The 23,571-nt window shown below is 69.5% G+C and carries 23 protein-coding genes; 14 read left to right on the forward strand and 9 right to left on the reverse strand.

All coding sequences use genetic code 11. The annotated features are described in order from the left end of the window. Positions 1-35 precede the first annotated feature (35 nt). On the reverse strand, positions 36-338 hold the full coding sequence (locus WBG06_RS07840) for a hypothetical protein (protein WP_336736030.1): 303 nt from the start codon (positions 336-338) through the stop codon (positions 36-38). Positions 339-527: 189 nt separating this feature from the next. On the opposite strand from WBG06_RS07840, the gene WBG06_RS07845 reads away from it, so the two are divergent. Continuing rightward, complete coding sequence (locus WBG06_RS07845; protein WP_336736031.1) at positions 528-1,349, forward strand: metal-dependent hydrolase; 822 nt, start codon at positions 528-530, stop codon at positions 1,347-1,349. Between the two features lie 28 nt (positions 1,350-1,377). Here the strand turns inward: WBG06_RS07845 and WBG06_RS07850 are convergent, their stop codons facing one another. The 3 genes from WBG06_RS07850 to WBG06_RS07860 form a co-directional block, all read right to left on the reverse strand. After that, positions 1,378-3,471: a protein kinase domain-containing protein gene (locus tag WBG06_RS07850; protein WP_336736032.1), complete on the reverse strand. Its 2,094-nt coding sequence runs from the start codon at positions 3,469-3,471 to the stop codon at positions 1,378-1,380. An 82-nt stretch (positions 3,472-3,553) separates the two neighbouring features. After that, positions 3,554-5,179: a nitrate- and nitrite sensing domain-containing protein gene (locus WBG06_RS07855; RefSeq protein ID WP_336736033.1), complete on the reverse strand. Its 1,626-nt coding sequence runs from the start codon at positions 5,177-5,179 to the stop codon at positions 3,554-3,556. Between the two features lie 214 nt (positions 5,180-5,393). Then, positions 5,394-6,896, reverse strand: a complete 1,503-nt coding sequence (locus WBG06_RS07860) for a GAF domain-containing protein (RefSeq protein WP_336736034.1) — start codon at positions 6,894-6,896, stop codon at positions 5,394-5,396. Positions 6,897-7,048: 152 nt separating this feature from the next. Here WBG06_RS07860 and WBG06_RS07865 point away from each other — a divergent pair, with 152 nt between their 5' ends. The 6 genes from WBG06_RS07865 to WBG06_RS07890 are packed head-to-tail and all read left to right on the forward strand — an operon-like array spanning position 7,049 to position 11,578. Further along, entirely contained in the window at positions 7,049-8,092 is a 1,044-nt protein-coding gene (locus WBG06_RS07865) for an amidohydrolase family protein (protein WP_336736035.1), read from the forward strand. A 1-nt stretch (position 8,093) separates the two neighbouring features. Further along, positions 8,094-8,852, forward strand: a complete 759-nt coding sequence (locus WBG06_RS07870) for an iron-sulfur cluster assembly protein (protein ID WP_336736036.1) — start codon at positions 8,094-8,096, stop codon at positions 8,850-8,852. Then, positions 8,849-9,883, forward strand: coding sequence for an NAD(P)-dependent alcohol dehydrogenase (locus WBG06_RS07875; RefSeq protein ID WP_336736037.1), 1,035 nt, complete (start codon positions 8,849-8,851; stop codon positions 9,881-9,883). The genes WBG06_RS07870 and WBG06_RS07875 overlap by 4 nt, the downstream gene beginning before the upstream one ends. Positions 9,884-9,895: 12 nt before the next feature. After that, positions 9,896-10,375, forward strand: coding sequence for a DUF1097 domain-containing protein (locus WBG06_RS07880; RefSeq protein WP_336736038.1), 480 nt, complete (start codon positions 9,896-9,898; stop codon positions 10,373-10,375). A gap of 54 nt (positions 10,376-10,429) precedes the next feature. Then, positions 10,430-11,224: an acetoin reductase gene (locus WBG06_RS07885; protein ID WP_336736039.1), complete on the forward strand. Its 795-nt coding sequence runs from the start codon at positions 10,430-10,432 to the stop codon at positions 11,222-11,224. Between the two features lie 27 nt (positions 11,225-11,251). Continuing rightward, positions 11,252-11,578, forward strand: coding sequence for a putative quinol monooxygenase (locus WBG06_RS07890; protein ID WP_336736040.1), 327 nt, complete (start codon positions 11,252-11,254; stop codon positions 11,576-11,578). A gap of 54 nt (positions 11,579-11,632) precedes the next feature. Here WBG06_RS07890 and WBG06_RS07895 read toward each other — a convergent pair whose 3' ends face one another. From WBG06_RS07895 to WBG06_RS07910, 4 genes are read right to left on the reverse strand one after another with little or no spacing between them, the layout of a single operon-like run. After that, positions 11,633-12,691 carry a hypothetical protein gene (locus WBG06_RS07895; RefSeq protein ID WP_336736041.1) on the reverse strand — a complete coding sequence of 353 codons (1,059 nt, stop codon included), beginning with the start codon at positions 12,689-12,691 and terminating at the stop codon, positions 11,633-11,635. Positions 12,692-12,747: 56 nt separating this feature from the next. Further along, on the reverse strand, positions 12,748-13,443 hold the full coding sequence (locus tag WBG06_RS07900; protein ID WP_336736042.1) for a response regulator transcription factor: 696 nt from the start codon (positions 13,441-13,443) through the stop codon (positions 12,748-12,750). Positions 13,444-13,453: 10 nt separating this feature from the next. Next, positions 13,454-14,644, reverse strand: a complete 1,191-nt coding sequence (locus WBG06_RS07905; protein ID WP_336736043.1) for a sensor histidine kinase — start codon at positions 14,642-14,644, stop codon at positions 13,454-13,456. A 15-nt stretch (positions 14,645-14,659) separates the two neighbouring features. Next, positions 14,660-15,670 carry a TerC family protein gene (locus WBG06_RS07910; RefSeq protein WP_336736044.1) on the reverse strand — a complete coding sequence of 337 codons (1,011 nt, stop codon included), beginning with the start codon at positions 15,668-15,670 and terminating at the stop codon, positions 14,660-14,662. 209 nt (positions 15,671-15,879) lie between these two features. Between WBG06_RS07910 and WBG06_RS07915 the strand changes: the two genes are divergently transcribed. After that, positions 15,880-16,407, forward strand: a complete 528-nt coding sequence (locus tag WBG06_RS07915) for a flavin reductase family protein (RefSeq protein ID WP_336736045.1) — start codon at positions 15,880-15,882, stop codon at positions 16,405-16,407. Positions 16,408-16,454: 47 nt separating this feature from the next. Then, positions 16,455-16,850 carry a superoxide dismutase, Ni gene (gene sodN, locus WBG06_RS07920; RefSeq protein WP_336736046.1) on the forward strand — a complete coding sequence of 132 codons (396 nt, stop codon included), beginning with the start codon at positions 16,455-16,457 and terminating at the stop codon, positions 16,848-16,850. A gap of 120 nt (positions 16,851-16,970) precedes the next feature. On the opposite strand, the gene WBG06_RS07925 is transcribed toward sodN, so the two are convergent. Further along, entirely contained in the window at positions 16,971-17,402 is a 432-nt protein-coding gene (locus WBG06_RS07925) for a RidA family protein (RefSeq protein WP_336736047.1), read from the reverse strand. Between the two features lie 57 nt (positions 17,403-17,459). Here WBG06_RS07925 and WBG06_RS07930 point away from each other — a divergent pair, with 57 nt between their 5' ends. From WBG06_RS07930 to WBG06_RS07950, 5 genes are read left to right on the forward strand one after another with little or no spacing between them, the layout of a single operon-like run. Further along, positions 17,460-18,131, forward strand: coding sequence for a fumarylacetoacetate hydrolase family protein (locus WBG06_RS07930; protein WP_336736048.1), 672 nt, complete (start codon positions 17,460-17,462; stop codon positions 18,129-18,131). A 28-nt stretch (positions 18,132-18,159) separates the two neighbouring features. Then, positions 18,160-18,645 carry a cupin domain-containing protein gene (locus WBG06_RS07935; RefSeq protein ID WP_336736049.1) on the forward strand — a complete coding sequence of 162 codons (486 nt, stop codon included), beginning with the start codon at positions 18,160-18,162 and terminating at the stop codon, positions 18,643-18,645. Further along, on the forward strand, positions 18,642-19,544 hold the full coding sequence (locus WBG06_RS07940; protein ID WP_336736050.1) for an acyl-CoA thioesterase: 903 nt from the start codon (positions 18,642-18,644) through the stop codon (positions 19,542-19,544). Before WBG06_RS07935 ends, WBG06_RS07940 begins: the two co-directional genes overlap by 4 nt. Further along, the gene (locus WBG06_RS07945) at positions 19,541-21,184 is read left to right on the forward strand and encodes an AMP-binding protein (RefSeq protein ID WP_336736051.1); all 1,644 of its coding nucleotides are present in this window, start codon (positions 19,541-19,543) and stop codon (positions 21,182-21,184) included. Before WBG06_RS07940 ends, WBG06_RS07945 begins: the two co-directional genes overlap by 4 nt. Continuing rightward, positions 21,181-23,562, forward strand: coding sequence for a bifunctional salicylyl-CoA 5-hydroxylase/oxidoreductase (locus tag WBG06_RS07950; RefSeq protein WP_336736052.1), 2,382 nt, complete (start codon positions 21,181-21,183; stop codon positions 23,560-23,562). The genes WBG06_RS07945 and WBG06_RS07950 overlap by 4 nt, the downstream gene beginning before the upstream one ends. The last annotated feature ends 9 nt before the right edge of the window (positions 23,563-23,571 follow it).

Below are 23,571 nucleotides of genomic sequence, written 5' to 3' on the forward strand. Positions count from 1 at the left end.
TCGGGGGTCTGGACACAACCCGTCGACAGCCGAGGTTATGCCCCGCGCTGATGAGGCACCGACGAGGCCTCCGCCGTCAGACGACGGTCGCGGGCGACCGTCATGATCGCGGCCGACATCCACTCGAGCGCCTCGGGCATCTCGTAGGCGATCTCCTCGAGCAGCGTCGGCATGTCGTGTCGGCCCACCGAGAGCAGCATCTCGCTCAGCGAGCCGTCGGGCGCGGTGACCATGAACCGGAACTCGATCGCCTCCCGGGTCACCGTCGCGGCACACCGGCCGGTCTCGAAGGTCCACGGCACACGGCGGGCATCGCCCTGAGCGCCGGGAGTCGTCATGACCGGGCATCATATTCAGATTTCCGTATCCGCCGCACCTCTTTCGCGGCGCAGACCATTCCTCGAACAGTGATTCGAATCTCGCGACGCAGACACGCCACCCCGACGCGCGCACAGCGACTCGGACACCGGTACGTTCGTCCGCGGTCATACCGCGGGGAACACTGGAGAGGGACACAACTTCACATGATGGGCGGGCATCACGCGGCCTCTGGCGCGGCCGCGTGGATCGCAGTGACATCGTCGGCACCGATCGCGTTCGGCTGGTATCCGGGGGTCTCGGACATAGGGGTGATGACCGGCACGCTCGTGTGCGCCGGCGCCGCACTGCTTCCGGACGCGGACCACCACAACGGCACGATCGCCCATTCGCTTCCTCCGGTCTCTGAAGGCGTGACCAAGATCGTCGGAAAGGTCTCCGGCGGCCATCGCAACGGCACCCACTCGATCCTCGGCGTGCTGGCCTTCACCGGCCTGGCCTGGGGCGCGGGGAAGCTCTCCCTCGAGACCGAGACCTTCGGAAGCGTCCTGATCGGGCCGGGCATCATGTGCGTCCTGCTGGTCGCCTTCGCGATGGACGCGCTGAAGCTGACCCGCAAGGGCGTCTTCTGGCCCTGGATCCCGGCGGTGGCGCTGGCGGCCGTGATCGCGGTCTTCGCGCCCGAGGAGTGGTGGTGGATGCCGTTCTCGGTCGGGCTGGGCTGCGTCGTACATCTGCTCGGTGACTTCGTCACCACCATGGGGATCCCGGTTTTCTGGCCGATCGCTCCCAAGCCGCCGAAGTGGGTACGCCGCAACAAGTGGCTCCCGTTCGACAACATGTGGACCCGGGGCGGCAACTTCGCCCTCCCCGTCCTCGGTGATGCCGGCTCGATCCGCGAGTGGGTCGTGATGACCCCGATCAGCCTCTACGCGGTCGTGGGCTTCGGCTGGGCGATGCTGAGCCAGATGGGCTTCGACGTCGACAGCCGCTGGGAAGCCCTCGTCTCGAGCCTCAGCACGCTCGTCTGAGCCCGGAAGCCCTGGCTCCCGGCACCGCTCACCGCTCGACGGACCGCCGCCGCCCGCGGAGCGGGCGTCCGAGGAAGATCCCGGCGAGAAGGGCGAGAGCGGCGAGGAGAGCAGCGCCGGCGAGGACCCCGCTCAGCGCGATCTTGGTCTGGACACCCCGGTGCTCCTCGCCGACGTCGTCGGCGACGATCAGCGTCATCGCCACGATGCTGTCCTGGAGGAGCTGGATGAAGCGGGTCATGTCCTCGGTCCAGACCTGTACGGCGGGTCGCCCCTGGCCGTGCTCCAGGTCCGCGATCACGTCCTCGACGGAGCCGTCGTTGATGACCCGGACGACGGCGTTCTGCGACACCACGCCGCGGGAACCGTCCGCGAAGGTGCCGTCCGAGATCTTGTCGAGCGCCTTCTGGGTCGCCTTGGGTGCGTCGGCGTAGAAGGATCGCGAGGTGAGCTGCCAGGACGTACGCGCCTCGCTCATCGCCTCCAGCGACTCCTCGTCGATCTGGCCCGTCATCAGCGCGCGCACCATCACGACGCGTTCGACGCCCAGCGCTTCGGAGGCAGACCGGACGTACTTCAGGTTGGTGACCTGCTTGTAGATCTCCTCGTTGCGGATGTTGGGCATCTCGGTCGCGAAGTCGAGCAGCTCGTAGGCGGTGTCGGTGTAGGCGGCGACCGCGGCCTCCGTGCTCGCCTTGTCACCGTCCTCGAGGTCATTGCGGTAGGCGTCGATCCCCTTGAGGACGGTGTAGGTGCGCTCGACCCGCTCCCGCAGGCTGGGGGTGTCGGCCAGATCCACCTTGGTGATGTCGTCGTGCCATGCCTCGATCGAGTCGTCGGTCACGCTCCGGTAGGCCTCCCGGACGGCCTCGGGGACCTGGTCGGAGCTCAGCGCGTCCCGTTCGAAGATGAGGTCCATCCCGAGCTCGTAGCTCTCCGGGAGGGCTCCTGCGATGGTCATCGCCTCGTCGGAGACGGAACGCTCCTCGAGCGCGTCGACGAAGGTCAGCCCACCCAGGGCCAGCGCGATCACCACCGGCACCAGAAGCGCGGCGAGCACCCGGGTGCGGACGGACCGCGGCTTCGGAGCGGCATGGGACCGAGGCGTACGTTGCACCGACTCCGCCACCCCGGCGACCGCCATCCCCGATGACGATGCCGACGACGATGCCGACAACGACGACAACGACGACGAGGCGGACGATGCGGACGATGCGGCCTTCGGAGCCGCGAGCGCAGCGATCGCCAAGGGCTTCGGAGCAGCCGTGAGCTCACGACCGCCCGGAGCGAGCGCAGGGACGACCCCGGGCCGGCGCGCGAAGGCGACCACCTCGCCGGCGGTCGGCCGCCGGGACGGGTCCTTGTCCATCATCGACGCCACGAACTCGTCGACGTGGGACGGGACCGTGACGACGTCGTTGACGTGCGGCACCGGAGCGGTCACGTGCTGGTAGATCATCGAGACCGGCTCGGAGCCGGCGTACGGAGGGCGGCCGGTCAGCAGCTCGAAGTAGACGCAGCCGAGCGCGTAGATGTCGCTCGGCGGGCCGACCACGGTGTCGGCGGCCTGCTCGGGCGAGATGTAGGGCAGGCTCCCCATCACGTGGCGGGTCGAGGTCAACCGCTCGGCCTGGTGACTGGCCAGCTGGGCGATGCCGAAGTCGAGCACCCGGATCCGCCCGTCGCCGTCATAGACCAGGTTGGACGGCTTGATGTCGCGATGGATGATCCCGGAGGCGTGGACCGCGGTGAGCGTACGCGCGACCTGGACCATCGCCTCGCTCGCCTCCTCGACGGTGAACCGCCCCTGCTTCTCGAGGCGGTCGGCCAGCGTCGGACCGGGGAGCAGCTCCATGACGAGGTAGACGATGCTGCCGTACTCGGTCTCCTCGACCCCGACGTCGTGCACCTGCACCGTGCCCGGGTGGCTGGCCGCCGTCGTCGAGAGCGCCTCACGCCGGAACCGCTCGGTCACCTTGGGGTCGGCAGAGGTCTCCACGACCTTCACGGCCACCCACCGCTCGAGCCGGATGTCGGCCGCCTGCCAGACCTCCCCCATCCCGCCGCGGCCAAGCAGTCGGTGCAGGCGGTATCGGCCTGCGATCGGGGGGCGCGTTCGCATGCGCATATGTTGTCGGACTCACACCCCGTGCGTCTTGTGTACGCACCGATGAGAACCGTCGTTATTTGCTGGTCTCGCCGGTTTACGCATCAACCGATTCGGCCCGCGAGCGTAGCAAGGCGATGCCGGCCCCGACGAACAGCACCAGCATCACTCCGGTGAACATCCCCCACGCGATCGTCTGGCCCTGCGCGTCCTGGTGCTCGCGACGGATGTCGTCGGCGAGCTTCCGGGCGGCGTCCACGATGACGTTCCTCAGGTCCTGGACGAAGACGGCGGCGTCGGCCAGCCAGAGCTGGTCGACCGGTGCGCCGTCGGCGCGGTCCTCGAGCTGCTTCGCCACGTCGCCGATGTCGCGCGCGTTCAGCACGCGGATGACCGCGCGCTGCGACGACACCCCGAAGGAGCCGTAGGCGAAGGAGCCGCCGGAGATGGAGTCGAGGGCCTGCTTCGTCCCCGGCTCGGCGTCCTCGTAGATCGACGCGGAGTGGGTCGTCCACGAGCTCTGCGCCGATCTCAGGTCGGCGATGGCGCGGTCGCTGATCCGGCGCTTGCGCAGCGCCTCCGCCATGATCGTGCGCTCGAAGCCGAGCACCTCCGAGACGGGCCCTATCGACTCGAGGTTCGTCGCCTGCCGGGCGAGCCTCGCGTCGTCGAACGCCGGGAGCTCGGCGGCCAGGTCGAAGAGCCCGTTGACCGCGGACGTGTAGACCGCCGCGTCCGCCGACATCTCGGCCCGGTCGCCCGACCGCACCACCGACCGGAACTCCGAGAGCCGCTCCAGAGCCGCCGCCGTCCGTTCCGTACGCCGCCGCAACCCCGGGTCGCCCCCGGCGTCGATCCCGTCGACCTCGGCACTCCAGGCCTCGATGGACTGGTCGGTGACCCGGAGGAACTCCTCCGGCACCCGACCGCTGCTGCGCAGGACGTCCCGCTCGATCGAGAGATCGAAGGCGAGCGCGAAGCTGGTCGGCAGGATGTCGGCCAGGGGCTCCGCGTCACCGACGCTCGACCTGGTCTCGGCAGCGCTCAGCGCACGCCAGCCCCCGAAGACCAGCCCCGGCAGGAGCAGGACCATCAGCACGCCGAGCACGGGTGCTGCCAGCCGCGCACGGCGCGCCTTCCTGGCGTCGGGCCGGACGATCTTCTTCGGCGGAGCGGTGAGCCCGCTCTCCAGCACGTTCGCGACCTCGTCAGCCCGCGGCCGGGCGGCCGGGTCCTCGGCGAGCATCGCGGTGACGATGCCGTCGATCTGGCCGGGCACCGTCACCAGGGAGCCGACTCGTTCGGGCTCGGCCCCCGCGTACGGCGGCCGCCCGACGAGCATCTCGAAGAACACCGCCCCCAGCGCGTAGACGTCGCTGGCCGGGCTGGTGCGCTGGTGATCGATCTGCTCGGGAGCCAGGTAGGGAAGGCTCTCTCCTGGACGCGGGGCCGGGCCGGCGATCAGCGCGGCCCTGCCGTCCTCGGCGGCCCCGTCGGGAAGGGCGATGATGGCCGGCCGGATGTCGCCGTGCACCTGCCCGACGGCGTGACCGCCGGCGAGGATGCGCGCGACCTGCCCGACGACCGCCGCGGCCTCTTCGGGGTGAAATCGTTGTTCCTGGACAAGCCGGCCGGCAACGCTCCGACTTTTCAGAGCGGGGCCGCTCTGTCCGGTCGGATGGTTCAGCTGCTGGCGACCGGCACGTGGGGGACGGATCCGCATGGGCTCATAGTCCCTGGTGAGCGGCTCAGAAACCCCCTGGTGAGCCGAGAGTTTTCCTGGGCGTGGCCAAGAGTTCGACTGGCCGATGGACTAGTGGCGCGTCCCGGAAGTTCCTGGGCGTTTCGCGCCGCCGTGGCACGCACCTGGCTGCGTTGGCGCCGCGATGCACACACCCTGACAACGCCAAACGTTCAGGAACTTCCACGACACGCCACTAGCTCGGGCGGAGCCGGATCCCGTACTGCTGCACCTTTCGATAGACGGTGGCACGCGACATCCCGAGCTCCGCGGCCGCCTCGTGCATCGTGATGTCAGGACGGGTCAGAACGCGGACGATCTCAGCGCGCTCGAAGGCGTCGATTCGGGACAGCGGTCGCCGGGTGTCGGAGAGGACGTCAGCGGGAAGGTGGCGTAGATCGATCTGGTCACCGGCGCTGACCGCCCGCTGGACGACGTGGACGAGCTCGGTGACGTTGCCCGGCCACGCGTGGTCGTGCAGCGCCCGCTCCGCAGCTGTTGTCAGCGCGATCTCCCTGCCCCGCATCCGGAGGCCGACCCGCTGCACCAACGGAAGTACGTCCTCCGGCCGCTCCCTCAGGGGCGGCACCTCGACCACGGTGTCGACGAGGTCTGCCAGGGCCGCCGGAATGCCATCGAAGCTGCCGGATGTCATCGCGAACGGAACTCCGGCGACCGGAGCACCGGAGGCCAGAACACCGTCGACCTCCCCCGGCGCTGCCTGGACCAAGAGAGCATGCAGCTGCTCGGCGACCCAGGCAGGGAGCATGTCCACGTCACGTACAACCGCCGCAGTGTCCTGCTTGGCGAGTTCCGGGGTCCACAGGGACAACCAGGCCTCGGCGTCGGCCGGATCCGGGGCAGAGGCGGCCAGGATCCGGTCACGGGGGCGCAGGTCACGGAAGGCCTGGGCAACCAAAGTCGTACGGCCCACACCCGGCTCTCCCACCACCGCGACCCGACGGCCGGTGGCGATCGCGTCGCGCACGTTCCCAAGCGCCTCGCGCCAGACGACGGAGAGATCGCGAAGGCTCCCGGCGCCGGGTTCAAGCCGGGGCGCCTCGACCCGGAACACCTCACCGCGGGGAGCTGGTCGCGGAACCCGGCCATGGGCTCGAGCGAGCATGAGCGACGCGGTGTTGTTGGCCGCCGACTGGGCCAAGGCCAGCAACAGGTCGTGGGACGACTCCGACCAGGTGGTCAGGTTGACGCTGCCCTCCAGCCGCCCGCTGATCGGGTCGATCACCGGCGCGGCCGCACAGGTGTAGCTGCACAGCGACAGCGAGTAGTGCTCGTCGGCCCGGACCACGGTCGGGGTCCGGTCGGCCAGGGCCAGTCCGAGCCCGTTGGTGCCCGCCGCGCGCTCGGCGTAGCTGAACCCCGGGGCCAGGTGAACCGCGTCGAGATCGCGGAGCAGCTGCCGGTCGCCACTGAACCGGTTGAGCACCAATCCGCCGGGATCGGTGAGCATCAGACTGACCGGCTCGCCGACGAGAGTCCGGTGGAGGTCGTGGAGCACCTCCTGGCCGCACTGATAGAAGAGCGACTCCTGGTCATAGGCACCCGAGAAGACCGGGGCGACCTCCTCGACGGAGACGCCGTACTCCTGGCTGCGCTGCCACGAGGCGCGCACCCGGGGCGCCAGCGCCGAAGCATCGACGGCTCCGGTGCGCTGCGTGATCGGAGGGCGGCCTGTCATGTGATCGACGTTACATCCGTCGGCGGAAGTCACCAGGCCGGCGGCGTCTCAGATTGAGACGGTCGAGGTCTCACATTGAGACGCCGCACCCCTGATCTGCGCGCCGCGGCCGCCCTAGCGTCCTGTGACGTAAGCCACAGATCGGAGACCCCGTGTACACCAAGGACAACGAGTCGTACTTCATCGTCGACGCCCACGTCGCGCTCTGGGACGCCCGTCCGGAGAACCAGCGCAACATCCACGGCAAGCAGTTCATCGACTGCTTCTACGACTACCACCGCAACCTCTCCCCCGAGGCGGAGCACTGGTCCTACGAGGACTACCTCTACCAGGGTGGCGAGCGGCTGATGCACGACCTGTTCGAGGTCGGCTACGTCGACCACGCGATCTTCCAGCCGGCCCACCTCGGCGAGTTCTACACGAACGGGTTCGGGCAGACCGAGGAAGCCTCACAGCTTGCGGCGAAGCACCCCGACAGGCTGACGTACAACCACCACTTCGACCCCCGCAACGGCGAGGCGGGGCTCGAACAGCTCCACGCCGACGCCGAGCGGTTCGGGCTCAAGGGCGTCAAGCTCTACACCGCCGAGTGGCACGGGGAGTCGCGCGGCTGGAAGCTGACCGACCCGTGGGCTTACCGCTACTTCGAGGCCTGCCGCGAGCTCGGGATCACCAACATCCACATCCACAAAGGCCCGACCATCCGGCCCCTCGACCGCGACGCGTTCGACGTCGCCGACATCGACCACGTCGCCAGCGACTTCACCGACCTCAACTTCATCGTCGAGCACGTCGGCCTGCCACGGCTCGAGGACTTCTGCTGGATCGCCACCCAGGAACCCAACGTGCACGGCGGGCTGGCGGTCGCGATGCCGTTCATCCACACCCGGCCGCGCTACTTCGCGCAGATCCTCGGCGAGCTCGTCTACTGGATCGGCGAGGACCGGATCCAGTTCTCCTCCGACTACGCGATCTGGACGCCGAAGTGGCTGATCGAGCGGTTCGTCGACTTCCAGATCCCGGAGGACATGACCGAGTACGCCCCGCTCACCGTCGTGCAGAAGAAGAAGATCCTGGGCCTCAACGCCGCGAAGATGTACGACCTCGAGGTGCCCGCCGAGCTGCGCCTGCCTGCGGCCGACGAGACCGCCACCGGTCCCCGTGAGCCCGAGCGGGCCGACCTCGCGGCGGTGTGAGATGTCGCTGCTGACCCAGGAGAGCACCCGCGCCGCCCAGGCGTACGCCGCGCTCCACGCCGTCGTCGACCCCGAGCTCGACGAGCCCATCACCGATCTCGGTTTCGTCCGGTCCCTGACCGTCTCCTCGACCGCACCTGTCCGGGTCGAGGTCCACCTGCGGCTGCCGACGTCGTTCTGCTCGCCCAACTTCGCCTACCTGATGGCGAGCGATGCCAAGGACGCGCTGACCGCGCTGCCATGGACCGACCCGGTGGTCGTCGAGCTCGACGACCACCACGACTCCGACCTGATCAACGCCGGTCTGGCCGCCGATGCCGGCTATGTCGGGACGTTCCGTCACGAGGCCGAGTCGTCCCTGGACGAGCTGCGGACCACGTTCCACCGCAAGGCACACACGGCGGCGCTCGAGCGTTGCCTGACCCGGCTGTTGAGGGGGCAGCCGGAGCTGGCCGAGGACGCCGTGGGAGAGGTCCGTCTCGGGGACCTGCCCGACGACGACTTCACCGCCTCGCTCCGACGCCGTCGAGCGACCCTCGGGCTGCCCGACCTACCGGAGGCGTACGTCCTGGTCGACCACGACGACGAGCGACCCGACAACATTCCGCTGGCGCTGCGGAGGGCGCGTTCGACGCGGATCTCGATCGACGGGAACGCGCACTTCTGCCGCGGCCTGCTGGCGACGCGCTACGGCGAGGAGGTCACCGCACCCGCCTTCGTACCCCTGACCGACCTGCACCGAGAAGGAGCATCCTCATGAGCACCATGCGAGCCGTCCAGGTGGTCGGCTACCACCAGCCGCTGGCGATGGCCGAGGTCCCGGCCCCCGAGCCGACCGGGCCTTTCGACGTCGTCGTCAGGATCGGCGGCGCCGGCGTGTGCCGCACCGACCTGCACATCCTGGAGGGGCAGTGGGAGGAGAAGTCCGGTGTCACGCTGCCGTACACGATCGGCCACGAGAACGCCGGGTGGGTGCACGCGGTCGGCGCCGCCGTCACCCACGTCGCCGAGGGCGACAAGGTGATCCTGCACCCGTTGATCACCTGCGGCCTGTGCCGCGCCTGCCGCTCGGGCGACGACGTGCACTGCGAGCTCAACCAGTTTCCCGGCATCGACACCAACGGCGGCTACGCGGAGTACCTGAAGACCTCCGCACGCTCGGTGGTGAAGATCGACGACTCCCTGGAGCCGGCCGACGTGGCCGCCCTGGCCGACGCCGGCCTCACCGCCTACCACGCGGCCGCGAAGGCCGCCCGGCGCCTGACCCCGCGCGACCGGTGCGTGGTCGTCGGCGCCGGCGGGCTCGGGCACATCGGCATCCAGGTCCTCAAGGCGCTCAGCCCGGCCGAGCTCATCGTCGTCGACCGCAACCCGGACGCGGTGAAGCTCGCCCTCGACATCGGTGCCGACCACGGTGTCGTCGCCGAGGGCACCCAGGTCGACCAGGTCCTGGAGCTCACCGACGGCCACGGCGCCGAGGTCCTCGTCGACTTCGTCGGCGAGGGCGGTGCGACCGCCGAAGGGGTCCGGATGCTCCGCCGGGCGGGCGACTACCACGTCGTCGGCTACGGCGAGAACATCGACGTGCCGACCATCGACATCATCTCGGCCGAGATCAACTTCATCGGCAACCTGGTGGGTTCCTACAACGACCTGTGCGACCTGATGGCGCTCGCCGCCCGCGGGGCCGTCACGCTGCACACGCAGAAGTACGCCCTCGATGACTTCCAGACCGCCATCTCCGACCTCGACGCCGGCCGGGTCCGCGGCCGCGCGATCCTGGTTCCCTGAGGGGGCGACGACATGAAGAAGCTCCTCGGAATCGGCATCTCGGTCGGAGTGCTCGCGGGCATCTGGACACAGGTGAGCATCGAGCTCGCGCTCATCACCTGGGTCGGGTTCGTGGCCTGGGCCTGCTACTTCGCCGCGGGAGGCGGCCGCGAAGGCTTCCTGAAAGGTCTCGCGGCCAACCTCGCCGGCGCACTGTGGGGCTACGGCGCGAGCCTGGTCCTGACGTACGCCACCTTCACCGGTGCGGTGGCCCTGGTGGTCACGGTCGTCGCGTTCATCCTCTGCCTGCAGGCGGCCGTGGATCTGCTGTCCTTCATCCCCGGTGCCTTCGCCGGGACGGCAGTCGTCTTCGGCACCTCGTTCGACCTCGGCGGCACGCTCATCGCGCTGGCGGTCGGGGCCGGGCTCGGGTGGCTCTCGGACATCGCCGGCCGGCGGATCCAGGCCGCGGTCGAACGCTCCGGACAACCGGTCCGCGCGCCCCAGCCCTGAACGACGAAACCCATCCCCACGAAACCCGTACCGAACAACATCTTGGAGGCAGTTGTGTCCACCACCGAAGAAACGCCGCGCGTCGCTCTCGTCACCGGGGCGGCCCAGGGCATCGGCAAAGGCATTGCCCTACGTCTCGCCGCTGATGGTCTCGACGTCGCCGTCAACGACATCGGCGCCAACGGCGACCAGCTCAAGGCCCTCGCAGCAGAGATCGAGTCGATGGGTAGGCGTTCGACCGCGATCGAGGCCGATGTCGCCGATCCGGCAGCCGTACAGGGCATGATCGACCGGGTGGCTGCCGGCCTCGGACGGCTCGACGTCGCGGTGGCCAACGCCGGCATCGCCGACGTGAAGCCGTTGCTCGAGACCACACCCGAGGAGTTCGACCACCTGATGTCGATCAACCTCCGCGGTGTCTACCTCTGCTACACGGCCGCTGCGAAGCAGATGATCAAGCAGGGCGGTGGCGGCAAGATCATCGGAGCGGCATCGATCGTGGCGTACCGGCCCTTCGCACTGCTCGGCCCCTACTCGGCCTCCAAGTGGGCCGTCCGCGGGCTCACCCAGGCGGCTGCGATGGAGTGGGCTCAGTACGGCATCACCGTCAACGCGTACTGTCCGGGCATCGTCGGCACCGCGATGTGGGACCACATCGACGAGGAGCTGGCCAAGCACGAAGGCCTGCGCAAGGGCGCGGCCATCGAGAAGCACTCGGAGCTGATCCACCTCGGCAGGGTGTCGGTTCCGGAGGACGTGGCCGCGTTCGTGTCCTACCTCGCCTCCGAGGACTCGGACTACATGACCGGCCAGTCCGTGATGATCGACGGGGGCATCCAGTTCTCGTGACTCCCACCCGACCTTGAAGGAGAACCCATGATCTTCATCGCCGCCCGCTTCCGCATCAAGCCGGAGTACGCCGAGGACTGGCCGGCCATCTCCGTCCCGTTCACCGAGGCAACCCGGGCCGAGCCCGGCAACCTCTGGTTCGACTGGGCCCGCAGCCTCGATGACCCGAACGAGTACTTCCTGCTCGAGGCCTTCGTCGACGACGACGCGGGCGCCGCTCATGTCACGTCAGCCCACTTCGAGCAGGCCCAGGCAGACCTGCCGCGCCATCTCGCCGAGACGCCGCGGATCGTCAACACCAACGTCCCGGGAATCGAGTGGTCTGAGCTCGGCGAACTCGCGACAATCGACTGAACCCACACATCCCGCTTGGCCTGGGTGGCCCCAGGCCAAGCGGGATCCGCTACGTCACCCGCGCGTCGAGGTGCGCCGCCCGAGGTAGGCGAGGCAGGCGACGGCGAGGGCGACGCCCCACAGCGGCCAGAGCATCTCCGGGGCCCATGCGGCCCAGTCCGAGGTGGCGCCAGGGACCGTCCAGAGGTCGTCGGCGATCGCCATCCGCCAGAAGGAGAGCCCGGCGGACGTCGCCGCGCTGGCGACCAGGATCCCCGGCACGAGAGCCATCGCGAGCGGGACCGGGCGCCCGCCGATCCGGGGCACCCAGCGCCAGAACACCTCGCCCCAGCGAGCGATCAGCCCCCAGGTCAGGACCGCCCCGACCACGGCGAAGGCCCCGAGCCCGAAGCCGGCCCACCTCCCCTCGCCGAGCTCGTCCAGCATCTCGCGGCTGATCCCGAGCGGGACGTCCAGCGCCCACGCGATCCGGGTGACGGCGTAGAGAACGGGTACGACGACGGCGACCGCCACCGCAGGACGCCCCCAGCGCGCCCAGCGGCTCCAGTCCAGACGTCCACCGGGCTCGGCCCGCCCCAGCAGGGAGACACCGGTGACGACCATTGCCAACCCGCCGACAGCATGCGCCAGCGCGACGCCGGAGTCGACGAAGAGCGCCCATTCGAGCTGTCCGGCGCCGGGACCGACATCGACCGTCGCCAGCAGGACCTGAGGCAGATAGCCGAGGAACATCAGGGCACGGACGTCCGAGACGACCACGGCGACGACGAGCCCGAGCGCGACCAGGAGCCACCCGGCCGTTCTCGTCGTACGTGGCGTCCGCGCGGTCGCGGCCGTACCAGCGGAGATCAGGGCGAGGAGTGCGAGCACCGCGATCACCCAGGACATCTGGGTGCCGCTCAGGGCGCCCAGCGGCGACGCCGCGTCGGGAACCCAGGGGTCCGGCGCCCGGCCCAGCAGGGCGAGCCCGGACAGGGCGCCGAAGACGAGCGCCCAGGCGCCGGCCACCCACGGCGCTGCGCGGCGCACGACCGAGCGTGGCTGCGTACGTGGCGGGGTACGTGGCGGGGTGGCGGTCTCGTTCTGACGAGAGGAGGTGTGTTCTGTGGTCATGCCTCCACACTGGCCCGCGCGCGCCGGCGGCTCGTCGCCCTCAGGTCGCGCGGATCTCATCCCCCAGGATGAGTGTCACCTCGGGGTCCGGCCAGCCCGGTCTCGTAGGCCAGCACCACCGCCTGCACCCGGTCCCTCAGCCCGAGCTTGGCGAGCACGTGACCGACGTGGGTCTTCACCGTCGCCTCCGAGAGGTGCACGCGCCGGGCGATCTCGGCGTTGCTGTCGCCGGTGGCGAGCTCGAGCAGCATGTCGAGCTCGCGCGGCGTGAGAGCCGCGCGGATGTCGGCGGCACGGCCACCGTCGGGCGCTGGCGCGGTCGCCACGTGCTCGAGCAGCCGGCGCGTCGTGGACGGCGCAACCACCGCATGACCTGCTCGAACGGTGCGGATGGCGGCGACGATCTCCTCCGCCCGGGCGTCCTTGAGCAGGAAGCCGCTGGCCCCGGCCCGGATCGCCGGGAACGCGTAGTCGTCGAGGTCGAACGTGGTCAGCGCGATCACCTTCGTCGCGGGCTGCTCGCTCGTGATCGCGGCCGTCGCCTGGATCCCGTCGAGGCGTGGCATCCGCAGGTCCATCAGGACGACGTCGACCCGCTTCGTACGCACCAGGGCGAGCGCCTCGTGCCCGTCGGCCGCCTCCCCGGCGAGCTCGAGGTCGGGCTGACTCTCGACCATCATCCGGAGCGCCGAGCGCATCAGCTCCTGGTCGTCGACGATCGCGACCCGGATCGGAGTCTCTGGCTCGTTCACGGCTGATCCCTCATAGCGGCATCATGGCGCGTACCCGCCACCCCTCGCCGCTCGGCCCGGCCTCGAGCGTGCCGCCCACGGCCGCCACCCGCTCGCGCATCCCGCGCAGACCGCGCCCGGGCGGACGCTGGATCCCGACCCCGTCGTCGCCGACCTCGACCCGGAGCTGGCGTGCGGTGCGGGTCACCGACACGGTCGCAACCGCTCCGGCGCCGGCATGGCGGGTGACGTTGGTGAGCGCCTCCTGCACGACGCGATAGGCGGTCAGACCGACCGCGGGCGGGACCTGACCGGGCTCGTCGGCCTCGAAACGGACCGTCAGTCCGGCCGCACGCATCCGCTCGACGAGATCGCCGATGTCGGCCAGCCCCGGTTGCGGCTCGGTCGAGGCGATGTATCGAGCTTGTCGAGATGAATCGCCGCCGAGCACACCGAGCAGGCCACGCATCTCCGTCAGGGCCTCCCGGCCCGTCGTCGCGATCGTGTCGAGGATCCCCTCGGCCCGCTCCGGCTGCTGCCCGACGACCATCCGGCCGGCCTCGGCATGGCTGACCACGACGGCCAGCGAGTGGGCGACCACGTCGTGCATCTCGCGCGCGATGCGCTGCCGTTCCTCGGCGGCGGCGCGGTCGGCGAGCTGATCGATCCAGGCGGCCCGGGTGGCCCGGAACCGGCCGAGCGCCCACGCCGCCACCGTGGCCGCGAGCGTCGCGGTGGCGACCATCAGCCACCACGTCCACCCCTCGAGCCCGGTGCCCTCGAACCCCGAGAGACGTACGACGGTCAGCAGGCATCCCACCAGCCCGATGCCGAGCGCGATCCCCGGCCACGGTCGCCGGTCCTGGGCGCTCACCGCGTAGAGGAGCACGAAGAAGCACAGGCTGCTCGGCAGCAGCACCGGCCCGTACTCGCTACCGGCCGCCGCCGCCGTCGGCCCAGCGAGATCCGGGGCGGCGACCAGCACCAGCTCGGCGAGAGCCCCGGCCGCGTACGACCCCAGCGGCCAGCGCCGGGCGGTGGCCACCGCAGCGTGGAGCACGACCAGGGCGGCCACGAGCGAGATCTCCCACCCCGTCGCGACCTCGCCCTCGACGACCGACGTCCATCCGACCGGCAGCAGCACGAGGGCGAGAGCCCCTGCCAACGCGACCTGCCCCAGGTCTCCGAGCCAACGGGGACCTGGGGCAGGGACTGACGTCATGACCTCAGCGTAGGGCTACATGCTGCGCGGGCCGGTGGCGTCGTCGCGCTCCTTCGCGGACATGCTGCGCGACTTCAGCAGGCTGAGGATGGTGGTGATCGCCAGGATGCCGACGATGACGCTGAGGGAGACCTCGATGGAGACCTCCGGGGCCCACTCGACGTGGTGGCCACCGTTGATGAACGGCAGCTCGTTCTCGTGGAGCGCGTGGAAGACCAGCTTGAGGCCGATGAAGCCGAGCAGGACCGCCAGACCGTAGGACAGGTAGACCAGGCGCTCGAGCAGACCACCGATGAGGAAGTAGAGCTGCCGCAGACCCATCAGCGCGAAGATGTTGGCGGTCAGGACCAGGTAGGGCTCCTTCGTCAGACCGTAGATCGCCGGGATGGAGTCGAGCGCGAACAGCAGGTCGGTGGTGCCGAGGGCGCAGATGACCACGAACATCGGGGTGGCGACCCGCTTGCCGTTCTCCCGGATGAACATCTTGGCGCTGGTCCACTGCGAGGTCAGCGGGATGTGGCGCTCGAGGAACTTCACCACGGCGGGCTCCTCGTACTCGTCCTCGTCCTCGCCGCCCTCCAGGGCGAGCTTGACCGCGGTGTAGATCAGGAACGCCCCGAAGAGGTAGAAGACCCAGCTGAAGTTCTCGATCGCGGCCGCGCCGACGGCGATGAAGATGCCGCGGAAGACCAACGCCAGGATGATGCCGATCAGCAGCGCCTTCTGCTGGTACTGCCTCGGCACCGCGAACTTCGACATGATGATGATGAAGATGAACAGGTTGTCGACCGAGAGCGAGTATTCCGTCAGCCAGCCCGCGAAGAACTCCGTGCCGTACTTCGGGCCGGAGAAGACGAAGACGCCGATACCGAACAGGATCGCCAGGCCGATGTAGACGCTCAGCGCCACGATCAGCTCACGACGTGAGGGCTCGTGCGGACGACGGCCGATGACGAGTACGTCGAAGAGCAGCACAGCGCTGGCGATGCCGATGGTCAACCACCAGATGAGCGGTGAGACGTCCACGAAGGGACTCCTTAGATCGTGAGGCAGGGCGTTACACGGGAAGATTAGGCGACCGAGGTCAAACCTTCGAAGTCGCAGCGGACGCCAGCATCCCGACCCGATGATCTCAGGCGCAGACAGGGAGATGAGTCCGCGATCACACCCCGGACGACTGGACCTCAACCGGACTTGATGTTCTAGCGTCGCCGGTGAAAGAGAGAGGAGGGGGTGTGAGCGACACACTCACCGACCAGTTCAAGGCCGGCTTCCGTCGATACCCGACCGGCGTGGCGATCGCCGCGGCCTCGACCCCGACAGGCCCCGTCGGGGCGACGATCTCGAGCCTGGCCTCGGTGAGCGCGAACCCGCCGATGCTGTCGTTCTCGGTCTCCCGGCTGGGCCGGTCCGGGCCGGCGCTCAGTGCGAGCGAACGCGTGGCGGTGCACACGCTGACCGCGTCGCAGGCCGATGTGGCCGCAGCCTTCGCCGACCGGAACGCGCCCCGATTCACCCTTGCCCAGGGCTGGACGCTCCCCCACGGGGAGCCGCCGGTCCTGCGCGACGCGGCGGCGAGCTTCTACGGGAGGGTGGTCCGGGTCGTCCCCGCCGGCGAGGCGTGGCTGGTGCTGCTCGAGGTCGACACGATGGACCTCGGCGAGACCACCGAGCCCCTGCTGCACCACGACCGTAGCTACTGGTCACTCGGCCCCTCCGTCAGCCTCCCGCTCGATCGCGTCGCGTCCGAGAAAGCCTCCTGACCGTCACTCGAGACGGTCTTTCCCCATCACTACCGAGAGGAACCAGCATGCGTCTCTTCGCTCCCACCATCGAGGTCTCGGCCCACTGCGACCTGCCCTGCGGCGTCTACGACCCCGCCCAGGCCCGCATCGAGGCCGAGTCCGTCAAGGCCGTCATCGCCAAGGCCCTCGACAGCGACGACCCCGACTTCCGCACCCGCGCGGTGCTCATCAAGGAGCAGCGCTCCGAGCTGGTCAAGCACCACCTGTGGGTGCTGTGGACCGACTACTTCAAGCCCCCGCACTTCGAGAAATACCCCCAGCTCCACACCCTCGTCAACGAGGCCACCAAGCTCGCCGGCGCCTCCGGCACCAAGGGCACCCTCGACCTCGAGGTCGCCGACAAGCTCCTCGCCAAGATCGACGAGATCGCCGAGATCTTCTGGGAGACCAAGAAGGCGTGAGCCTTCTTCGTCTTGATCGACGGCTGAGCTTGCGAAGCCGTCGTAACAAGAAGGCGTGAGGAACGAACTTCCTCCACCGTCCCGTCGCGCCCCTGATTCACTCGGGCGCGGCGGGACTTCTCATTTCCCCTGCCGCACCAGCCGGTCGTCGGGGATGACAGCCACGCCGAGGATCTCGATCATCGCCTCGGGCTGCCACAACGCCGTCGTGCCGATCCCGGCCATCGCCGGGTAGACCGGTCCGGCGAGCTCGCGCCAGACGGCGCCGATCTCCTTGCCGTGCGCCTGGTAGTCGGGGATGTCGGTCAGGTAGATGGTGATCGACACCAGGTCCTCCGGGATGCCGCCCGCCTCCTTCAGCGTGGTCAGCACGTTGCCGAACGCCTGCCGGAACTGCTCGACGATGCCCCCGGGGACGATCTGCATGTTCTCGTCCAGGGCCGTCTGGCCACCGAGGTAGAGCGTGTTGCCGCTCAGCGTGCCGTGCGAGTAGCCGCGCGGAGCGGGCAGCGAGGCGGGGTTCACCGGAGTCGGCGTGAGGTCCGTGTCCATGGTTCGACCGTAGAGCATCTATTGACATACGCACAACGTTCGTGCAGAAATTGAAATATGCAGCCCCCCACGGTTCCGCACCTCCCGATGGCACCACCCGGCAAGGTCATCTGCTGTGGCCTGAACTACGGCGACCACATCGCCGAGACCGGCCGAGAGCGACCGGCCCACCCCACGCTCTTCGCCAAGTACTCCGACACGCTCATCCCCGACGGCGTCGACATCGTGCTTCCCGCCGGTCTCGAGGTCGACTGGGAGGCGGAGCTGGCGGTCGTCGTCGGTCGCGAGATCCGCCACGTGACACCCGACGAGGCCGCGAGCGCCATCGGCGGATACACGGTCGCCAACGACATCTCGGTGCGCGACTGGCAGCGCCGCACCCTGCAGTGGTTCCAGGGCAAGGCCTGGGACGCCACCACGCCGATCGGGCCGGTGGTCGTCTCCCCCGACGAGATCGACCCGGTCGCCGGTGTCGAGGTGATCTGCCGGATCAACGGCGTCGAGCGCCAGCGTGGCAACACCAGCACCCTGGTCTTCGACAGCGCCACGCTGCTCTCCTACATCTCCACGTTCACCGTGCTGCGGCCCGGCGACGTCGTCCTCACCGGCACCCCGGGCGGTGTCGGCATGGCGACGGACCCGCCGACCTACCTCGCCGACGGCGACGTCGTCGAGACCGAGATCCCCGGGATCGGCACGCTCACCAACACCGTCCGCCTCACCTCCTGAACCGCCCCGACGAGAGAACAGGACCCCCATGGACCCCACCACCGACAGCTACCTGCTCGAGGGCGACAACACCGCCTACGCCGACCGGAACGGTCTCGTCGTCCCGTTCGTGACCCGCGCCGGCGCCGAGCCCGACCTCACCGGCCAGAGCGAAGGGGCGACCCGCATCAGCGGCGTCAGCATCCAGCACACACCGGCGACGAAGCTGTGGTTCGGCAAGGTGCACAACCTCGCCGGCTACCGCTCCGTCCCCCACCACCACGGCGAGGCCGAGACCGGTGGCTACGTGCTCTCGGGCCGTGCCCGGATCTACTTCGGCGAGAAGTTCGAGGACTACATCGACATGTCCGAGGGCGACTGGGTCTTCGTGCCGCCGTTCATGCCGCACGTCGAGTGCAACCTCGACCGCAACAACCCGCTGACCTGGATGACCACCCGCACCCCGGAGAACATCGTGGTCAACCTGCCGCAGGTCGACGACGCCGACCTCCGCGACTGGGCGGACCGGCCATGAACCCCGGCTCGCAGACCTTCACGGACGCGATCACCCTGAAGGAGTGCGAGGCGGAGGTCTTCGACCTCGCCTTCACCGTGACCACCCAGCCGTGCCCCTGGCCCAAGGCGTACGGGGGTGACATGGTGGCCCAGGCGCTGGTCGCCGCGGCCCGGAGCGTCACCGACGGGAAGTCGATGCACTCGATGCACTCCTACTTCATGCGGCCCGTCGACATCGGCGCCGAGGTCCGCTACGAGGTCGAGGTGCTGCGCGACGGCCGCGGCTACAGCACCCGCCAGGTCCGCGGCTTCCAGAACGGCAAGCCCGTGTACGTGTGCCTGGCGAGCTTCGCCGCCGGGGAGCCGAGCGGCAGCTTCCAGGTCACGATGCCCGCCGACGTCCCCGGTCCGGAGACGGTGCCGACGTCCGCGGCCTATCTCGCCGACCGCACCGGCGGCACCATGACCGAGACCTCCAAGGCGTACTGGTCGGGCGGGCGCAGCTTCGACATGCGACACGTGCCGGGTCCGGTCTACCTCACCGTCGAGGGCGAGCGGTCACCGCATCAGGCGATCTGGGTGAGGCCGTACGACGCCCTCCGACCGGTCGAGGGGCTGACCGACGAGCAGCGTGACACCGCGGCCCTGGCGTACGTCTGCGACTACACGATCCTGGAGCCCGCGCTGCGGGTGCTCGGCCTGGCGTGGGCCGACGAGGGCCTGGTGACGGCCAGCCTCGACCACGCCATGTGGTTCCACCGGCCGGTCGCGATGGACGACTGGCTGCTGTACGCGCAGGAGGCGGTGTCGGTCGACGAAGGACGAGGCACCGGGATCGGCCGGTTCTTCACCACCGACGGCGTGCACGTCGCGACCGTCGTGCAGGAAGGCATGATCCGCGCGGGGGCCTCGTCATGAGCGCCCTGAGCCCGACCGGCTACGCCGACACCTTCGCCCGCGACCACCTGCCACCCGCCGAGCAGTGGCCGACGCTGGAGTTCACCACCCCGCTGCTGGACTACACCGAGCGGCTCAACGCGGCGTCCGAGCTCATCGACGCGACCATCGCCGTGCACGGACCTGACCGGCCTGCCCTGCGCACCCCCGACGGCACGGTGTGGACCTACGGCGAACTGCTCTCCCGCGCGAACCAGATCGCCCACGTGCTGGTCGACGACCTCGGGCTGGTCAGCGGCAACCGAGTGCTGCTGCGCTCACCGAACAACCCCTGGACCGTCGCGGCCTGGCTCGGGGTGCTCAAGGCAGGCGGCATCGTGGTGACCACCATGGCGGCGCTACGCGCGACCGAGCTGGGACCGATCGTCGCGAAGACCCGGCCGGCGATCGCGCTCGTCGACCACCGGTTCGTCGACGACATCCACGCGGTCCGCGACTCCATCGCCCCTGACCTTGCCGTCGTGACGTACGGCGGCGACGCCGAGGACGACCTGACCGCCCGGGTCCTGACGAAGCCGACCGACTTCGTCGCGGTGGACACCGCGGCCGACGACGTCGCGCTCTTCTGCCCGACCTCGGGCACCACCGGCGTACCCAAGATCACGACCCACTTCCACCGCGACATCCTCTCCATCGACAACACCTTCGGGCGTACGATGCTGCGGCTCGAGCCCACCGACGTGGTCTCCTGCACGGCTCCGTTCGCGTTCACCTTCGGCCTCGGCATGCTGGTCGTCTTCCCGCTCCGGGCGGGCGCCTGTGCGCTGCTCACCGAGAAGGCGACGCCGGTCGAGCTCGCGGACCTGATCGCCGACCACCGCGTCACCGCGCTGGCGACCGCGCCGACGGCCTACAAGCAGATCCTCAAGGCGGAGGCGATCGGGAAGCTCGCAGGCCTGCGGGTCGCGGTGACCGCGGGCGAGCACATGCCCCAGGCCACCTGGGAGGAGCTCGAGCGCGAGCTCGGGCTGCGGGTCATCGACGGCATCGGTGCCACCGAGATGCTGCACATCTTCATCTCCGCGGCCGGCGACGACATCCGTCCCGGGGCGACCGGACGACCGGTGCCCGGGTTCCGCGCGGCCGTCTTGGACGCCGAGGGCAACGAGGTCGGTCCGGGCGTAGAGGGACGGCTCGCGGTGATCGGCCCGGTCGGCTGCCGCTATCTCGATGACGAGCGCCAGCGCGGCTACATCGTCGACGGCTGGAACGTCACCGGCGACACCTTCGTCCGCGACGAGGACGGCTACTACTGGTATCGCTCCCGCACCGACAACATGATCGTGTCCTCCGGCTACAACATCGCCGGCCCGGAGGTCGAGGAGGCGCTGGGCACCCATCCTGACGTGCTCGAGGCCGGTGTCGTCGGCAGGCCCGACCCCGACCGGGGCGCCATCGTCTGCGCGTTCGTCGTGCTCCGCGACGGGGTCGTCGGCGACGCTGCGAAGGTCGAGGAGATCCAGCAGCACGTCAAGAACCGGCTGGCTCCCTACAAATACCCGCGCAGCGTCCGTTTCGCCGACTCCCTGCCGCGCAACACCAGCGGAAAGCTGCAGCACTTCAAGCTGCGTCAGATCGTCGAGTCGGAGAGCACGGCATGAAGATCGCGATCGTCGGCGGTGGCCCGGGCGGCCTCTATTTCGCCACACTGATGAAGACCCTCGACCCCGGCCACGAGATCACCGTCTGGGAGCGCAACGCGCCCGATGACACCTTCGGCTTCGGCGTGGTCTTCTCCGACGAGACCCTCGGCAGCATCGAGGGCGCCGACCGCGTCGTGCACGACCGGATGGAGTCGCGCTTCGCCCGGTGGACCGACATCGACGTCGCCCTGACCGATCGGGCCGGCCGGAGCCATGCCTTCACCGTCGGCGGACAGGGCTTCGCGGCGATGTCACGCAAGGAGCTCCTGCAGATCCTGCAGGAACGGGTCGCCGAGCTGGGGGTCACCGTCCACTTCCGGACGGAGGCTCCCGACCCCGACGAGCTGCGCGCTTCGTACGACCTCGTGCTCGCCGCCGACGGCGTCAACTCCGCGGTCCGCACCAAGTACGCCGACCGGTTCAGCCCGAGCCTGGACCGTCGCCGGAACAAATACATCTGGTTCGGCACCGACCTCGTCTTCGAGGCGTTCCAGTTCTTCGTCAAGCAGACGGAGTGGGGCACGATGCAGATCCACGGCTACCCCTTCTCCGACCAGGGCTCGACCTTCATCGTGGAGATGCACGAGGACGTGTGGCGCCGTGCCGGCCTGGACAGCACGGAGAACCAGACCTTCCCGCCCGGCGTCTCCGACGAGTACGCCGTCGGCCGGGTCGCCGAGATCTTCGCCGACGAGCTCGGCACGCACACGATCCTCACCAACAACTCCCGGTGGATCAGCTTCCAGACCGTACGCAACGAGCGCTGGTACGACGGCAACGTGGTGCTCCTCGGCGACGCCGCCCACACCGCCCACTTCTCGATCGGCTCGGGCACCAAGCTTGCGATGGAGGATGCGCTCGCGCTCGCGGCGTGTCTGCACGAGCACGGCTCGTTGGCGGAGGCGCTGGAGGCCTACCAGACCGAGCGGAAGCCGGTGGTGGAGTCGACCCAGCGGGCCGCCCAGGCGTCCCTGGAGTGGTTCGAGAACATCGACATGTACGCCGACCAGGAGCCCGCGCAGCTCGTCTTCAACCTGTTGACCCGCTCGCGCCGGATCACCTTCGAGAACCTCAAGGAACGCGACGCCGAGTTCGCGGCCCGGATGCAGGCGGAGTTCGCCCGCCACCAGGGCGGCTCGGAGGACGCGCCCGCGATGTTCCAGCCGGTACGCATCGGCGAGCTCGAGCTGAAGAACCGGATCATGCTCTCGCCGATGGACATGTACTCCGCCACCGATGGTGTCCCGGACGAGTTCCACCTGGTCCATCTCGGCTCCAAGGCGCTCGGCGGCGCCGGCCTGGTGATGACCGAGATGACCTGCGTGTCTCCCGAGGGCCGGATCACGCCCGGCTGCCCTGGCATCTGGACCGACGAGCAGGGCACGCACTGGCGCCGGGTCACCGACTTCGTGCACCGCCACTCCACCGCCAAGATCGGCATGCAGCTGGGACATTCCGGGCGCAAGGGCTCGACGAAGCTGATGTGGGAGGGCATGGACGAGCCCCTCGACGACGGGAACTGGGAGGTCATCGGCCCCTCGCCGCTCCCCTACGGCGACGGCTGCCATGTCCCGCGGGAGGCGACGCGTTCCGACCTGGACACGGTGGTCGAGGACTTCGTCAGCGCCGCCCGGCGAGCGGTCGACGCGGGCTTCGACCTGATCGAGATCCACGCAGCCCACGGCTATCTGCTCAGCTCGTTCCTCTCCCCGATCGCCAACCACCGAGACGACGAGTACGGAGGGCCGCTGACCAACCGGCTCCGCTTCCCGCTCGAGGTCTTCGACGCCGTCCGCGGCGCGGTCCCCGCCCATGTCCCGGTCACCGTGCGGATCTCCGCGACCGACTGGATGCCGGACGGCAACACGGACGAGGACGCGGTCGAGATCGCGCGGGCGTTCATCGAGCACGGCGCAGCCGCGATCGACGTATCGTCCGGACAGGTCGGCAAGGACGAGCGGCCCGCCTTCGGCCGCTCCTACCAGACCCCGTTCGCCGACAAGATCCGTCACCGGGTCGCCGAGCCGGCCGGCGCGAAGGTGATCGCGGTCGGCGCGATCTCCTCCTACGACGACGTCAACTCGATCCTGCTCGCCGGTCGCGCGGACCTCTGCGCGCTCGGTCGCACCCACCTCTACGACCCGAGCTGGACGCTGCACGCCGCCGTCGAGCAGGACTACCAGGGCGAGGCCGCGGCCTGGCCGGTGCAGTGGGCGGCTGGGCGGCGCAAGCCACCGACCTCGCGCACCGACAAGATCCCACCCCGGCTGCAGCTGCTCAAGGAGGGCGAGACCGACCAGGTGCACGTGCGGTGGACGCCGCACCGGCAGCGCTGAGGGATCCGG

The sequence above is a fragment of the Nocardioides sp. CCNWLW239 genome (assembly GCF_037137035.1).
GTDB lineage: Bacteria > Actinomycetota > Actinomycetes > Propionibacteriales > Nocardioidaceae > Nocardioides.

Bases quoted from the DNA above. Each gene is read 5' to 3' on its own strand.
- WBG06_RS07895 (WP_336736041.1), bottom strand. From the start codon at position 12,691: ATGACCACAGAACACACCTCCTCTCGTCAGAACGAGACCGCCACCCCG.
- WBG06_RS07870 (WP_336736036.1), top strand. From the start codon at position 8,094: ATGTCGCTGCTGACCCAGGAGAGCACCCGCGCCGCCCAGGCGTACGCC.
- WBG06_RS07880 (WP_336736038.1), top strand. From the start codon at position 9,896: ATGAAGAAGCTCCTCGGAATCGGCATCTCGGTCGGAGTGCTCGCGGGC.
- WBG06_RS07935 (WP_336736049.1), top strand. From the start codon at position 18,160: ATGGACCCCACCACCGACAGCTACCTGCTCGAGGGCGACAACACCGCC.
- WBG06_RS07875 (WP_336736037.1), top strand. From the start codon at position 8,849: ATGAGCACCATGCGAGCCGTCCAGGTGGTCGGCTACCACCAGCCGCTG.
- WBG06_RS07890 (WP_336736040.1), top strand. From the start codon at position 11,252: ATGATCTTCATCGCCGCCCGCTTCCGCATCAAGCCGGAGTACGCCGAG.
- WBG06_RS07945 (WP_336736051.1), top strand. From the start codon at position 19,541: ATGAGCGCCCTGAGCCCGACCGGCTACGCCGACACCTTCGCCCGCGAC.
- WBG06_RS07850 (WP_336736032.1), bottom strand. From the start codon at position 3,471: ATGCGAACGCGCCCCCCGATCGCAGGCCGATACCGCCTGCACCGACTG.
- WBG06_RS07840 (WP_336736030.1), bottom strand. From the start codon at position 338: ATGACGACTCCCGGCGCTCAGGGCGATGCCCGCCGTGTGCCGTGGACC.
- WBG06_RS07940 (WP_336736050.1), top strand. From the start codon at position 18,642: ATGAACCCCGGCTCGCAGACCTTCACGGACGCGATCACCCTGAAGGAG.
- WBG06_RS07845 (WP_336736031.1), top strand. From the start codon at position 528: ATGGGCGGGCATCACGCGGCCTCTGGCGCGGCCGCGTGGATCGCAGTG.
- WBG06_RS07950 (WP_336736052.1), top strand. From the start codon at position 21,181: ATGAAGATCGCGATCGTCGGCGGTGGCCCGGGCGGCCTCTATTTCGCC.
- WBG06_RS07925 (WP_336736047.1), bottom strand. From the start codon at position 17,402: ATGGACACGGACCTCACGCCGACTCCGGTGAACCCCGCCTCGCTGCCC.
- WBG06_RS07855 (WP_336736033.1), bottom strand. From the start codon at position 5,179: ATGCGGATCCGTCCCCCACGTGCCGGTCGCCAGCAGCTGAACCATCCG.
- WBG06_RS07905 (WP_336736043.1), bottom strand. From the start codon at position 14,644: ATGACGTCAGTCCCTGCCCCAGGTCCCCGTTGGCTCGGAGACCTGGGG.
- WBG06_RS07860 (WP_336736034.1), bottom strand. From the start codon at position 6,896: ATGACAGGCCGCCCTCCGATCACGCAGCGCACCGGAGCCGTCGATGCT.
- WBG06_RS07930 (WP_336736048.1), top strand. From the start codon at position 17,460: ATGCAGCCCCCCACGGTTCCGCACCTCCCGATGGCACCACCCGGCAAG.
- sodN (WP_336736046.1), top strand. From the start codon at position 16,455: ATGCGTCTCTTCGCTCCCACCATCGAGGTCTCGGCCCACTGCGACCTG.